The sequence below is a fragment of the Microcoleus sp. CAWBG27 genome (genome assembly GCF_020883145.1).
GTDB lineage: Bacteria > Cyanobacteriota > Cyanobacteriia > Cyanobacteriales > Microcoleaceae > Microcoleus.
This window is the reverse complement of sequence record NZ_JAHREU010000016.1, coordinates 88,838-102,070: the sequence shown is the minus strand read 5'-3', so window position 1 is coordinate 102,070 and position 13,233 is coordinate 88,838. Positions and strand designations below refer to the sequence as shown.

The 13,233-nt window shown below is 47.1% G+C and carries 15 protein-coding genes; 10 read left to right on the top strand and 5 right to left on the bottom strand.

Annotation, left to right across the window (positions count from 1 at the left end):
* Positions 1-62 precede the first annotated feature (62 nt).
* Positions 63-320 carry a transporter suffix domain-containing protein gene (locus QZ938_RS12160; protein ID WP_293348992.1) on the bottom strand — a complete coding sequence of 86 codons (258 nt, stop codon included), beginning with the start codon at positions 318-320 and terminating at the stop codon, positions 63-65.
* 225 nt (positions 321-545) lie between these two features.
* Complete coding sequence (locus QZ938_RS12155) at positions 546-1,364, bottom strand: carbohydrate ABC transporter permease (RefSeq protein ID WP_293142587.1); 819 nt, start codon at positions 1,362-1,364, stop codon at positions 546-548.
* A 179-nt stretch (positions 1,365-1,543) separates the two neighbouring features.
* Between QZ938_RS12155 and QZ938_RS12150 the strand changes: the two genes are divergently transcribed.
* Together QZ938_RS12150 and QZ938_RS12145 are read left to right on the top strand one after the other, a co-directional pair.
* Positions 1,544-2,236: an aldehyde oxygenase (deformylating) gene (locus tag QZ938_RS12150; RefSeq protein WP_293142590.1), complete on the top strand. Its 693-nt coding sequence runs from the start codon at positions 1,544-1,546 to the stop codon at positions 2,234-2,236.
* 271 nt (positions 2,237-2,507) lie between these two features.
* Positions 2,508-3,530, top strand: a complete 1,023-nt coding sequence (locus QZ938_RS12145; RefSeq protein ID WP_293142593.1) for a long-chain acyl-[acyl-carrier-protein] reductase — start codon at positions 2,508-2,510, stop codon at positions 3,528-3,530.
* A 206-nt stretch (positions 3,531-3,736) separates the two neighbouring features.
* Here the strand turns inward: QZ938_RS12145 and QZ938_RS12140 are convergent, their stop codons facing one another.
* A complete protein-coding gene (locus tag QZ938_RS12140; RefSeq protein ID WP_293142596.1) occupies positions 3,737-4,234 on the bottom strand; it encodes a tellurite resistance TerB family protein in 498 nt (165 codons plus the stop codon).
* A 52-nt stretch (positions 4,235-4,286) separates the two neighbouring features.
* On the opposite strand from QZ938_RS12140, the gene QZ938_RS12135 reads away from it, so the two are divergent.
* The 4 genes from QZ938_RS12135 to folE all read left to right on the top strand — a co-directional run bounded on the left by QZ938_RS12135 (position 4,287) and on the right by folE (position 7,675).
* Entirely contained in the window at positions 4,287-4,448 is a 162-nt protein-coding gene (locus QZ938_RS12135) for a hypothetical protein (RefSeq protein WP_293142599.1), read from the top strand.
* Between the two features lie 260 nt (positions 4,449-4,708).
* Positions 4,709-5,689, top strand: coding sequence for an acetyl-CoA carboxylase carboxyl transferase subunit alpha (gene accA, locus QZ938_RS12130; RefSeq protein WP_293142602.1), 981 nt, complete (start codon positions 4,709-4,711; stop codon positions 5,687-5,689).
* Between the two features lie 368 nt (positions 5,690-6,057).
* Complete coding sequence (locus tag QZ938_RS12125; protein ID WP_293348995.1) at positions 6,058-6,783, top strand: SDR family oxidoreductase; 726 nt, start codon at positions 6,058-6,060, stop codon at positions 6,781-6,783.
* A gap of 157 nt (positions 6,784-6,940) precedes the next feature.
* Positions 6,941-7,675 carry a GTP cyclohydrolase I FolE gene (gene folE, locus QZ938_RS12120; RefSeq protein ID WP_293142608.1) on the top strand — a complete coding sequence of 245 codons (735 nt, stop codon included), beginning with the start codon at positions 6,941-6,943 and terminating at the stop codon, positions 7,673-7,675.
* Positions 7,676-7,854: 179 nt separating this feature from the next.
* Here folE and QZ938_RS12115 read toward each other — a convergent pair whose 3' ends face one another.
* Positions 7,855-7,992 (bottom strand): hypothetical protein, encoded by a 138-nt coding sequence (locus tag QZ938_RS12115; RefSeq protein ID WP_293142611.1) that lies wholly within the window; start codon positions 7,990-7,992, stop codon positions 7,855-7,857.
* Positions 7,993-8,150: 158 nt separating this feature from the next.
* On the opposite strand from QZ938_RS12115, the gene QZ938_RS12110 reads away from it, so the two are divergent.
* The 3 genes from QZ938_RS12110 (at position 8,151) to rdgB (ending at position 11,000) form a co-directional block, all read left to right on the top strand.
* Positions 8,151-9,578 carry a phosphoglucomutase/phosphomannomutase family protein gene (locus tag QZ938_RS12110; protein WP_293348998.1) on the top strand — a complete coding sequence of 476 codons (1,428 nt, stop codon included), beginning with the start codon at positions 8,151-8,153 and terminating at the stop codon, positions 9,576-9,578.
* Positions 9,579-9,667: 89 nt separating this feature from the next.
* Positions 9,668-10,354 (top strand): metallophosphoesterase family protein, encoded by a 687-nt coding sequence (locus QZ938_RS12105; RefSeq protein ID WP_293142617.1) that lies wholly within the window; start codon positions 9,668-9,670, stop codon positions 10,352-10,354.
* Positions 10,355-10,409: 55 nt separating this feature from the next.
* On the top strand, positions 10,410-11,000 hold the full coding sequence (rdgB, locus tag QZ938_RS12100; RefSeq protein WP_293142620.1) for an RdgB/HAM1 family non-canonical purine NTP pyrophosphatase: 591 nt from the start codon (positions 10,410-10,412) through the stop codon (positions 10,998-11,000).
* A 175-nt stretch (positions 11,001-11,175) separates the two neighbouring features.
* Here rdgB and QZ938_RS12095 read toward each other — a convergent pair whose 3' ends face one another.
* Positions 11,176-11,514, bottom strand: a complete 339-nt coding sequence (locus QZ938_RS12095; RefSeq protein WP_006633346.1) for a P-II family nitrogen regulator — start codon at positions 11,512-11,514, stop codon at positions 11,176-11,178.
* Between the two features lie 351 nt (positions 11,515-11,865).
* Between QZ938_RS12095 and QZ938_RS12090 the strand changes: the two genes are divergently transcribed.
* The gene (locus tag QZ938_RS12090) at positions 11,866-13,158 is read left to right on the top strand and encodes an MFS transporter (RefSeq protein ID WP_293142623.1); all 1,293 of its coding nucleotides are present in this window, start codon (positions 11,866-11,868) and stop codon (positions 13,156-13,158) included.
* Positions 13,159-13,233 lie beyond the last annotated feature (75 nt).

Sequence of the window (13,233 nt, the reverse complement as noted above, 5' to 3'; positions counted from 1 at the left end):
CTCCCAACCTTGACCGCAGATAAACGCCAACATCAAGGCTGATTATCTGCGTCAATCCTTGTTTATCTGCGGTTAAAATTTCTGATTTTGTTCCAAAGATAGCGGGGATTCAAGTAACGCCGATATTTTGTAACTACTTCTTTTCCCAAAATTACCACGCTCAGCCAAAAACATACTTCGGCTAGCACAGCTAAAACAACATCTATTTGCGTTTTTTCGGCGAGGCTCAGCGGTAGGAATGGTATAACAAACAAGATTGCCAGCCAGGGCAAAAAAGATGCAATAAATAAAAACCAACCCAGCTTTTGCAGATTCTGCATATATTTGATTTACTGGATAATTTTATATTGCACGGCGGTAGGCCTAACTGAGATTATAGAGAAAGTCTCGCAAAAGTCTCCAAGTATGTGGAAATTATCTGCATTAATCTGTCTATAGCGGTTCTCAAGCGTGGTGAGGTATGCCCACGGAGGCCTATGCCCAGTCGTACCTAATATGGGATCTCGAAAGGCTATAGCATCTGCGGCTTGCCTTTTATTTCCAACTCAATTCTTAATTCCCGTCGCTGCAATTCCCCGAATAAACTGCCGCTGGCCCGCCAAAAACAGCAACACCACTGGGATAGTCCCAATTACCACCGCCGCCATCAACAACTGCCAACTGCTAGTAAACTGTTCCTGAAACTCGGCCAACACTAACTGCACAGTCCGCAACTCTGGCCGTGTCGTAAAAACTAGCGGCTTAAACAAATCATTCCACTCGCCGATAAAGGTAAACAAAAACAGCGTCACCAAAGCAGGGCGCGCCAAAGGCAGCATCACCTGCCACAACACCTGCCAGCGGTTAGCCCCATCCAGCATTGCCGCCTCCTCCAACTCCACCGGAATTGTCAGAAAATACTGGCGCAGCAGAAAAATTCCGAAACCGTTAACCGCCGTTGGCAAAATCAGCGCCCCGTAAGTATTCAGCAAATGGCCCCACTTCAAAACCATGAAAATTGGAATCACCAAAAGCTGAAACGGAATCACTAACGTCGCTAAAACCACCAAAACAAAGGCTTTTCGCCCCCAAAACTTCAGCCTCGCCAAAGCATAACCCGCTAAAGCAGAAGTCACTACCTGAAAACCAGTAACTGCGATCGCCACTAGAGTAGAATTAAGAAATGCCAACAAAAAATTACCCCGGCGCCAAGCCTCCTGATAGTTCCCAAAAGTCAGACCTGTGGCCTTGACATCCACACCCGATGGTGATAAAGAAACCCAAAAAACAGCAGCCAGCGGCAGCAGCACCAGCCCAGCCCCCACTAGCAACAAAATAAAACTCAGCAGTTCCAGTGCTTGAGACCTGTCCCACGATTTACGCATAAACTTGTGAATTAACCTAAAATAATAAGCTTGTGAGGCTCTCAAACCCGATCGCCTTCCAGATTCCCACACAACCGTAAATTTTTAGTCGAAAATAGGTAAAGTGTAGTGCACGCGACCCCAAAATTTAAAGGGGTTTCCAAACATCCTACAAGGTTATACGAGGAGACGACATATCTATGCCCCAGCTTGAGGCCAGCCCAACAATTGACTTTCAAACCGAAACTTACAAAGACGCTTACAGCCGCATCAACGCCATAGTGATTGAAGGCGAACAAGAAGCTCACGACAATTACCTGCAACTGGCAGAAATGTTGGCTGACAAAAAAAGTGAGTTAATTGGCTTGTCCAAGATGGAGAACCGCCACATGAAAGGCTTCCAAGCTTGCGGCCGGAATCTCAAAGTCACGCCGGATATGGTATTTGCCAAGGAGTTCTTTTCGGAATTGCACAGCAACTTCCAAACGGCATCCGCCCAAGGTAAGGTTGTAACTTGCTTGCTGATTCAATCACTAATTATCGAGTGTTTTGCGATCGCAGCCTACAACATCTACATTCCCGTCGCCGATGACTTTGCCCGCAAAATCACCGAAGGCGTCGTCAAAGAAGAATACAGCCACCTCAACTTTGGGGAAGTCTGGCTGCAAGCTCACTTTGAAGAATCCAAAGCTGAACTCGAAGCCGCCAACCGCCAAAACCTGCCCATCATCTGGAGGCTGCTAAACTCTGTCGCAGACGATGCTAGCGTTTTGGGAATGGAAAAAGACGCCTTAATCGAAGACTTCATGATTGCCTACGGCGAAGCCCTGGGTAACATAGGGTTTAACAACCGCGACATCATGCGGATGTCAGCACAAGGCCTCGCAGCCTAATCAATTTGGAAATAAGGAATGGGATAAAAATTAAAAATTAAAACCTTTTAATTTTCCCTTCTTCCTTCTGCATTACAAGGTCTTGTACCCCAATAAAGTTGGAAATAAAGAACGGGAACTAAATTAAAAAAAATTAATTTCCCTTCTGACAACTAACAACTGACAACAGACAACTAACAACTAACAACTGACAACTAACAACTGTCAACTGTCAACTGTCAACTGTCAACTGTCAACTGACATCTTTCTTCTTCCTTCATTTGACAACTTAATGTTTGGTCTAATCGGTCACTTAACCAGCTTAGAACACGCCCAATCAGTAGCTAACGAGCTGGGCTATCCAGAATATGCCGATCAAGGGCTCGATTTTTGGTGCAGCGCACCGCCCCAGATAGTCGATCATATCACTGTCACTAGCATTACCGGGCAAAAAATAGAAGGCCGCTATGTGGAGTCGTGTTTTCTACCAGAAATGCTAGCCACTCGCCGGATCAAAGCAGCCACTCGCAAAATCATTAACGCGATGGCACACGCTCAAAAAAACGGGATTAATATCACTGCTTTAGGCGGCTTTTCTTCGATCATTTTTGAAACCTTCAACTTGCAGCAAATTAAGCAAATCCGCAATCTAAAGTTGGAGTTTGAACGCTTCACCACTGGTAACACCCACACGGCTTACATCCTCTGCCGCCAAGTAGAAGAAGCAGCCCCCAAATTGGGGATTGAACTTTCAAAAGCTACTGTGGCGGTTTGTGGTGCTACTGGGGATATTGGCAGTGCTGTCTGCCGCTGGCTGAATGTTAAAACTAATGTAGCAGAATTGTTGCTCATTGCCCGCGACAAAGAACGATTGCAAGATTTGCAATCGGAATTGGGACGAGGCAAAATCATGGATTTGGAAGAAGCTCTCCCCCAAGCGGATATTGTAGTCTGGGTAGCCAGTATGCCAAAGGGAGTAGAAATTGACCCGAAGACATTGAAGCAACCCTGTTTGTTGATTGACGGTGGTTATCCGAAAAATCTGGCAACTCAGGTTCAGCATCCCGAAATTTACGTACTCAATGGCGGGATTGTGGAGCATTCCCTCGATATTGAGTGGAAGATTATGAAGATTGTGAATATGGATGTGCCGGGCCGGCAGTTATTTGCCTGTTTTGCGGAATCCATGCTGCTGGAATTTGAAAAGTTGTACACCAATTTTTCTTGGGGACGGAATCAAATTACTGTAGAAAAGATGGAGCAAATCGGCGCAATTTCCGTTAAGCACGGTTTCCGACCTTTGATGTCATTTTGATGTAATTTGTTGAGGTTATTGGTTATTGAGGAAAGTTTTTCTGACAATAACCAGTAACTTTTTTTTGAGAGTTGAGAGTTAAGATTGTGTTCGATCGCACAACTCGAAGAAAAGTTTTTGGCAGCCAGCACAAAGAGTGCCCCTCGGTCAAAAATATACAGCTAACGTTTATTTAACAGACACGATCTAGTAGTCTATCGCTCAACTTATTCAATAGATTGAGCTGGCATCAAATTGTCCCCGCAGTTTTTGATGGTCATGACTTCGATGATTTTTTTGCCCATTGCTTCGGAGATGTCGAGAGCTTGGGAAAGTTCAACTAAGAAATCTTTTTCCTCGGTTGTGAAAACTCCATCTACCAAAACCAAATCTGTGGCAATTGCAAAAGCTGTTTCTCGAAGCTGAGCATTCAATGCGTTTTTAGCTGCGGCAAATACTTCGGCCGGAGTGTACTGACTGCTCAATTTCAGAACTTTCTTAAATAGTTCTTGGAAGTGTTCGCCAGAATAAGAGCCGAACAAGCGAATGTGATTGGCGGCAAGGGTTTGTCTTTCGGCTTCGGATATTTCACCGTCGGCGGCAACAGCTAAGACTGAAATAGCTGTCAAAGCTTCCGACGGACTGAGTTCGATCGCACTTGTATCGCTTTTTGCGCTTTGGAACAATTCAGCAGGGTTAGGTCTTTTGTGGCTGTGGGCGGGCATAGGGGTAGCTTAAACAGTTGACAGTTGACAGTTGACAGTTGACAGTTGACAGTTGTCACGAAGGAAGAAGGAAGAAGGAAGAGGGAAGAAGGAAGAGTTGACTGTTGAGCCGGGACAGTTGACAATCAAAAATCTTCACTCCCCAATCCAAAATCGTTTGACAGTTGACAGGAAAGCAGTTGACAGCTACCTGGAAGCAAGAGGATTGGATTAATGAATAGTCTGATTTTAATTTCTACCTACAAGAGTTCTGGCTTTAAACCAATTCTTTCTGGTAAAACTCTCGGATCAAGCAAAAATAGTGTAGCAAAAAACGAGGCTCAAGCCTCAGGTTTTCAACTCTGGTTGCGAAGCAAAGCACAATTCAAAATTCAAAACTTCCGATAAACCCTCTTTTTCAGCAACACCTGACAGGGTAGGATCGGGAAACAGTCGATCGACTTTCACGTTAAAAACCCTATAGAAATTATCAGCGTGGCAAACCCAGACCGCAAACCACTACTCCTAGATTTTGAAAAGCCACTGGCCGAACTCGAAACCCGAATTCACCAGATTCGCGAACTTGCCGCAGAAAACAGCGTCGATGTCACCGACGAAATTCGCAAACTCGAAGCTCGTTCCGCCCAACTGCGACAAGAAATTTTCAGCAGCTTGTCCCCCATGCAACGCCTGCAACTCGCCCGTCACCCGCGCCGCCCCAGCACCCTCGACTACATTCAGGCAATTAGCGACGAGTGGATCGAGCTCCACGGCGATCGGCGCGGGGGAGACGACCCCGCCCTCGTCGGCGGAATTGCCCGCATAGACGGGCGTCCTACAGTCATCATCGGCCATCAAAAAGGACGCGACACCAAAGACAATATCGCCCGCAACTTCGGGATGGCAGCTCCCGGCGGCTACCGCAAAGCCCTGCGGTTGATGGAACACGCCGATCGCTTCAGTATGCCAATTTTCACCTTTATCGACACTCCGGGGGCTTGGGCGGGCTTAGAAGCCGAACAGCTCGGACAGGGAGAGGCGATCGCCTGCAACCTCCGAGAAATGTTTCGCCTCGACGTTCCGATTATTTGCACTGTCATCGGCGAAGGCGGTTCCGGCGGCGCATTAGGTATCGGCGTCGGCGAGCGGCTGTTAATGTTAGAACATTCCGTGTATACCGTAGCCACCCCCGAAGCTTGTGCGGCCATCCTCTGGAAAGACTCCGGTAAAGCCAACTTAGCCGCCGAAGCCCTCAAAATTACTTCCTGGGATTTGAAAAACCTCGGCGTTCTCGATCAGATAGTACCCGAACCCGTTGGTGGCGCGCACTCCAATCCCCTGAAAGCTGCGGCTATGCTCAAAGGAGCTTTGTTGGAAAACTTAGCAGAACTGACACAGCTCACCGGCCAGCAGCGGCGCGATCTCCGGTATCAAAAATTCCGCGACATCGGTGTGTTCACTGAAAAGGTTGCTTGAGCCGATCGCTCCTTTGAGTTATTCGTTATGAATTACAAATTTCTTAACTTAACACTCATAACTAATAACTCAGACCTGACTGTTCTGCGAATCTGTCAGCAGTGTTATAATTTCTCAGGTGAGATCGGCTTAACAGTTCTTAATGTTTCTCTCATAATTAATTGTTATCACCCGCAGCAGACAGTTGTCTGATTTGCCGAAACAGACTGCAACACTTGACAGGTAGTTGCCGATCGAAAATATGCGAAAAGTAGTCCCAGATACCTTGGGAATGGGATCGAAGGTTGAGTAGTTCGCAGGCGTCAAGGTAGCACTTGACAACTAATTTCCGTGTTTTTCCGTAAAATTAGGAACTATCAGGACACTGAATGAACGATCGAACAACAAAGCAGGCTCTGATTACCGGAGCCAGCAGCGGTATTGGCAAAGCGACGGCTCTAGCGTTCGCTGCCGTTGGCATAAATCTGGCCTTAGTTAGCCGAGAGTCAGAAAACCTAGAAGCCGTTGCCGCCGCAGCCCGAGAATTCGGAGTGAAAGCAGAAGCTTATCCCTTAGACTTGGCAAAAATTGAGCAAGTGCAAAGCGGCATCAGCGCGATCGCAGCTCAATTCGGCCCCGTAGATATCCTGGTCAACAGCGCTGGCATGGGCTACACCGGCTCGTTGACCGAAACGCCCCTAGCCGACTGGCAGAACGTTCTAGACCTCAATCTTACTAGCGTTTGGCAGTGTATTTTAGGAATTTTGCCGGGAATGCGCGATCGGCGATCGGGAATCATCATCAACGTTTCCTCGATCGCAGGCACCCAAACCTTCCCCAACTGGGGAGCCTACTGCGTCAGCAAATTCGGTCTCATGGCTTTGTCCAAGACATTAGCCGCCGAAGAACGGGCTGGCGGAATTCGCGTCACAGCAATCTGTCCGGGTTCTGTCAACACTCCCATGTGGGACACAGAGAGCGTGCAAGCCGATTTCGATCGCAGCGCGATGTTAACTCCAGAAATCGTCGCCCAATCAATCCTGCACGCAGTTCAGTTACCGGCAAGTGCAGTCATTGAAGAAATGACGCTCATGTCCAACGCCGGAATTTTGTGAACTTGAGATTGTAGAAAGCTGGATTTTTATCGAATTCAACAATCTTTGAATCTCTCGTTCTATCCCTCAATCGAAAATCGAAAATCGAAAATCGATAGGTATATGCCGAATCGAAAATCGAAAATCGAAAATAGATTCATCCTCACACCAACTTTTTATGACAATTGCATCGAATAACGGTACGAACGGCTCAAACTCAATCTCAACTGACACCATGAAACAGCCCGCAACCGCCGATAACAACTTGCCCCGCATCGCCACTCGACCCGATCGCAATTCCTCCCACGGTCAAGAATCCAACGTTCCCGTAGCCTCAGAAATAGGTCAGGAAGAAATGATGGAAGCCGTTCGGACAATGCTGCTGGGAATAGGAGAAGATCCCGAACGCGAAGGATTGCTCAAAACCCCGAAGCGGGTAGCAGAAGCAATGCGGTTTCTCACCAGCGGTTACAGTCAATCCCTCGAAGAACTCCTCAACGGCGCTATCTTTGACGAAGGTCACAACGAAATGGTACTGGTGCGAGATATCAGCGCCTTCAGTATGTGCGAACACCATATGCTGCCATTTATGGGTCGAGTTCACGTAGCTTACATTCCCAACCAAAAAGTAGTGGGACTGAGCAAACTAGCGAGAATTGTCGAAATGTACAGCCGGCGATTGCAGGTACAAGAACGTTTGACGCGCCAAATTGCCGAAGCAGTTCAGACAATATTGGAACCACAGGGAGTGGCTGTAGTAATGGAAGCTAGCCATATGTGCATGACGATGCGGGGCGTGCAAAAACCCGGTGCTTGGACAGTGACGAGTGCGATGTTGGGCGTGTTTCAGGAGGAACAAAAAACTCGCGAAGAATTCCTGAATTTGATCCGCCACCAACCGGCATTCTTTTAGTCAGTTGACAGTTGACAGTTGACAGTTGACAGTTGACAGTTGACAGTTGACAGTTGTCGGTTGACAGTTGTCAGTTGTCAGTTGTCGGTTGACAGTTGTCATATCAAATCCGTTAGTGTCGTCCTGTATTCATCTCTCTCTTCTCTTCCTCTGCGTTCTCTGCGTTCTCTGCGGTTAAATCATTCCGGTACAGCCGGAATTGATATCAGTTGTCGGTTGTCGGTTAACAGTTGACAGTTGTGATTGGGCTGATGACTGCTGACTAATGATGACTTTTCACCAGCCCCAAAACGGGTACCGTACCACGTACAGTCCATAAATGGAGCTCCCAAAATTTTAGAGTGTTGTTCAAGCTGCCAGATTCAAGGCTGCAAGTAAATCTAAAATCTAAAATCTAAAATCTAAAATCTAAAATCGACTGACGATCGCCAAATAAGCTCATAAAATAGACGAGTGACTTATGGCTTGTGACTAAATGAATCCTATTAAATTCGGTACAGATGGCTGGCGCGGCATCATTGCTGACGATTTTACATTCGATCGCGTAGCGTTGGTAGCTCCCCTAGCAGCACAAGTTCTCGCACAAACCGGCGGCAATAATGCCAGTAGCGGCACTGTAATTGTCGGTTACGACCGCCGATTTCTGGCTGAAGATTTTGCCCTCGCAGCAGCTAAGGCAGTCCAAAACGCCGGATTTGACGTGCTCCTCAGCGAATCCTACGCCCCAACTCCGGCTTTTAGTTTAGCTGCCAAACAATTAAATGCTTTAGGTGCGATCGTCCTGACAGCCAGCCACAATCCCGGTGCATATTTAGGATTAAAAGTCAAGGGCGGATTTGGCGGTTCAGTTTCGCCCGAAGTTACGCAACAGATAGAAGCAAAACTCGAAAATCCGGCGGCACTTTCAGCAACTCCCGGAAAATTGGAAAATTTCAATCCTTGGCCGGCTTACTGCAAAACCTTGCGGGAAATGGTGGATATTGAAGCGATTAAGGGGGCGATCGCATCCGGGAAAATTACAGTATTTGTAGATGTAATGCACGGCGCGGCGGCGGGCGGATTAGCACAAATTTTAGAAGAAACTGTGCAAGAAGTCAACAGCGATCGCGATCCGCTGTTTGGAGGCGGTGCACCGGAACCTTTGCCGCGGTACCTGTCGCAATTGTTCCGCGTCATGCGGACTCACCAGCGAAAAGCATCTGGTTTGTCGATCGGATTTGTATTTGACGGAGATAGCGATCGGATTGCAGCCGTTGACTCTAGCGGAAACTTCCTCAGTTCGCAAATCCTAGTTCCTATATTAATCGAACACTTAGCCAAACGGCGCGGCTTCACCGGGGAAGTCATCAAAACAGTCAGCGGTTCCGACATCATGCCCAAAATTGCCGAACTTTACGGCTTACCATTGTTTGAAACGCCGATCGGTTACAAGTATATAGCCGATCGAATGTTAACCACCCAAGTCCTAGTCGGCGGCGAAGAATCCGGCGGAATCGGCTACGGTACGCACATTCCCGAAAGAGATGCTTTGCTATCGGCGCTGTATTTGTTAGAAGCAGTTGTCAAATCCGGGGAAGATTTGAGCGACATCTATCGCCGACTGCAAACAGAGACTAATTTTACTTCAGCTTACGATCGCATTGACTTGCATCTAGCAAGCATGGCAGAAAGAGCGCGTTTGCTGTCGCTGCTGCAAAATCAACCATTAACAGAAATCGCCGGCAAAGCAGTAGTAGATTGCAACAAAGTTGACGGATATAAATTCCGTTTAGCTGACGGAAGTTGGCTGTTAATTCGGTTTAGCGGTACTGAACCGGTGTTGCGGTTGTATTCGGAAGCTGCGACTTTGAAAGAGGTGATGCAAAACTTGAATTGGGCAAAGGATTGGGCGCAGAAAGGTTAAACAGTTGATGGTTGACAGTTGACAATTGACAACGAAAATCCAATCTAGGTTTTTGCTGTTAATTGTCCGCTGTTAAAATTTAATCGTCGATGAGTGATATCTTTACTATGATTATAAACAAAAACTTCAATGTTATCGGTGCGATCGGCGATATTCACACTGAGGAACAATTGCTAGAGAAAACCGTAGATTTTCTCAGATCCCAAAATGTTGACAATATCCTTTCTGTCGGAGATATTGTTGATGGTTTAGGTGACGCTAATCAATGCTGTGATATCTTGAGTCGCGAAGCAATTTTAACAGTTTCAGGGAATCACGATCGCTGGTTATTAAAAAATGAAATGCGAGATCTAAAAAATGCTACACAGCCAGATTCTCTTTCGGTTACTTCGCATTCATTTTTAAGTTCTCTCCCTGCAACTAGGGAATTTCCAACACCTCATGGTTTAGCACTTTTATGTCACGGGCTTGGGGAAAATGATATGGTTCGCCTAAAGCCTGATGATTATGGGTATGCGATTGAAGCAAACACAGATCTCCAAAACTTAATTCGAGATGGAAAATACAGATATGTCATCAATGGTCATACAAATCATAAGATGGTTCGACATTTTGGCAACTTAACTATTATAAACGCGGGTACGTTAAAGCCCGGGCATGAGCAGGGTTTTTTGGTCATTAATTTTGTCGGACAATTTGTACAATTCTACAAGTTTTTGGAAGATCGTGCGATCGCAGAAGCAGAAAAAGTTAGTTTGACCGCGCTAATATGCTAAAATCAGCTTTTCCAATATCTTGGTTAGTATCAATGCGTAAGTTTTAAGCGAAATTATGAATAATCGCAAATTGCTAATTGTGGCTACCAGCAATCCCGGCAAAGTTAAGGAAATGCAGGTTTATCTTCAGGATTTGGGATGGGAGTTGCAACTGAAGCCGGCAGAGTTGGAAATAGAGGAAACTGGCGAGACTTTTATTGCTAATGCTTGTTTGAAAGCTTCTGAAATCGCTAAAGCGATCGGTGAATGGTCGATCGCCGATGATTCTGGTTTAATGGTAGATGCACTCGACGGTCAACCTGGGATTTACTCGGCGCGCTACGGAAAAACCGATGCTGACAGGATATCTCGGCTTCTCAAAGAATTGGGAACCGAACCAAACCGGGGAGCGCAGTTTGTGTGTGCGATCGCGATCGCCCGTCCCGACGGTACAATTGCCCTGCAAGTAGAAGGAATTTGTCGCGGCGAAATCCTGCACTCTCCTCGCGGTACGGGAGGTTTCGGATATGACCCGATTTTCTACGTGCCTCAACAGCAACAGACTTTTGCGGAAATGACACCGGAAATTAAGCGATCGCACTCACACCGTGGCCGAGCATTCCAGGCTCTATTACCACAAATGGAGTCATTAGTCATTAGTTCGTAGTGCGGACTTCAGTCCGCTCTAAGACTGCGGACTCAAGTCATAACAAAAACAGTTCGTAGTGCGGACGCCAGGACGCTCTGAAACTACGGACGCCAGGACGCACTACGAACCTTACTTATTTATTGTGGTCAATTGACAGACGATCAATGCCCTGTTTGGCCAATGCCCCAGTATATTAGATTGCTTCCAGGTTCTTTTCTCCTGTCCGAATGCGGATAATTTGTTCTACAGGAGAGATGAAAATCTTGCCGTCGCCAATCTCGCCCGTGCGGGAAGCAGCGATAATTTTATCAACCACCATGTCAACCTGATCGTTTTCGACAACAATCTCGACCTTGAGCTTTTGCAAGAACTCAACGGTGTACTCAGAGCCACGATAGCGTTCTGTCATGCCCTTTTGACGGCCAAAACCTCTAACTTCAGAAACAGTCATCCCCACAATCCCAGCATTGACGAGTGCGATTTTCACTTCGTCAAGTTTAAACGGGCGAATAATAGCTTCAACCTTTTTCAAGTTTCTCACTCCTAACATTACTACTTTCGTTATATTACTTAATCGGCGTGACATCTTTTAAGATCGCTGCCAATAGCAAGTATTTTGTCAAATATACTACCTTATGTTGTACTCGCGATCGAACGCACGCCAACCTTTAACAATGTTCTCGGATTTTCCGGGGTGCGGGAGCTCGGGGATAGACCGATCGCGCTAGAGTGAAAAAGACCCAAGCCCTCCGTCGCCGATCTGCTAAAACAGAAAAAGAACGCAGGAGACAGGATTTTTCCCCGGTTTCCGCTTTGCACAAGTCAGATTTGCACGTATTGCTGAAAACTATAATTGCCAGAAGCGGTCAGTTAAACTATTCCTATGCACCCAGCTAGCCCTCCCCCTGACCGCAGCGGGCTTGATGCCCTACTGAGAAATCGCCCCTTCCTCACCTTGTGGACTGGCCAGTTGTTGGCCCAAGTGGCGGATAAAATCTTTTACGTATTGCTGATTATTCTGCTTAAAACAGGCGACTACCGACCCTGGCCCGTTTCTTGGCAACATTCGGAAAATTCGATGCTGTCAGCGGTGATGATCGCCTACACGCTGCCGGCGATCGTCTTTGGTTCGGCGGCCGGTATCGTGGTAGACCGCTTTTCCAAAAAGCAAATGCTGATCGGCTGCAACGCGATCCGAGCGGTGTTGATTGGATCTTTGCCGTTTTTGCCCAAAACTTTTGTGGTGTTGTTGGTACTCACGTTTTTAGTGTCTACCGTAACGCAATTTTTTGCTCCCGCAGAGGCGGCGGCAATCCCGTTGGCTGTGGGGCGAGAGGGACTGATGTCGGCAAATGCTCTGTTCGCCTCGTCCACAATGGGCGGGATAATTGTCGGAATGACGATCGGCGAACCGATATTTAGTTGGCTCAAACACAGTTACGGGCCAGCTTCTCAAGAGTTTTTCCTGGGCGGGTTGTACCTGATCTCAGCAGGTTTGCTCTACTTGATGCACATTAAAGAAAATCGCGGCGGTAGCAGTGGCAAAAATGTTCATCCTTGGCAAGACTTTAAAGAAGGTTTGCGGTATTTGAAGCACAATCGCCTGATTAGCAACGCGATGGTGCAGTTGACCATTTTGTATTCGGTGTTTGCGGCGCTGCAAGTTCTGGCGATCGCACTTTCGGGCAAAATAGGTCTCAAAGAAACTCAATTTGGGTTTTTGCTGGCTGCTGCGGGCATCGGAATGGTCTTCGGCGCGGCGTTTTTGGGCCACTGGGGCGATCGAATGCACAACAAACCTTTGCCATTAATTGGTTTCGTAATGATGGGTTTTGTGTTGGGAATGTTTGCCTTTGTCAGACAGCTTTGGCTGGGATTCGGATTGAGTGCTCTGTTCGGTTTTGGCGCTTCCTTAATTAACGGCCCGATGCAAGCTTTGATTCAAGAAAAAACTCCCGAATCTATGCGGGGAAAAGTTTTTGGCTTGGAGAACAATGCGATTAACATTGCCCTCAGTTTGCCTTTAGCACTGACTGGCCCGCTGACGGATGCTGTCAGCAAAGCCGTCGGGTCGGATGACCTCGGCTTGCGGATCGTGCTGCTGAGTTTGGGCTTTTTAGTTCCAGTGATGGGCCTGGCAGCTTGGTACCATACCCGCAAAGTATTAAAGACTTAAGAGTATCTCTAGATCCGACGTAGGGTTGAAACTGCGTCTACACAAACAATGTCCGCCGGACGCCAACGGTCGAAA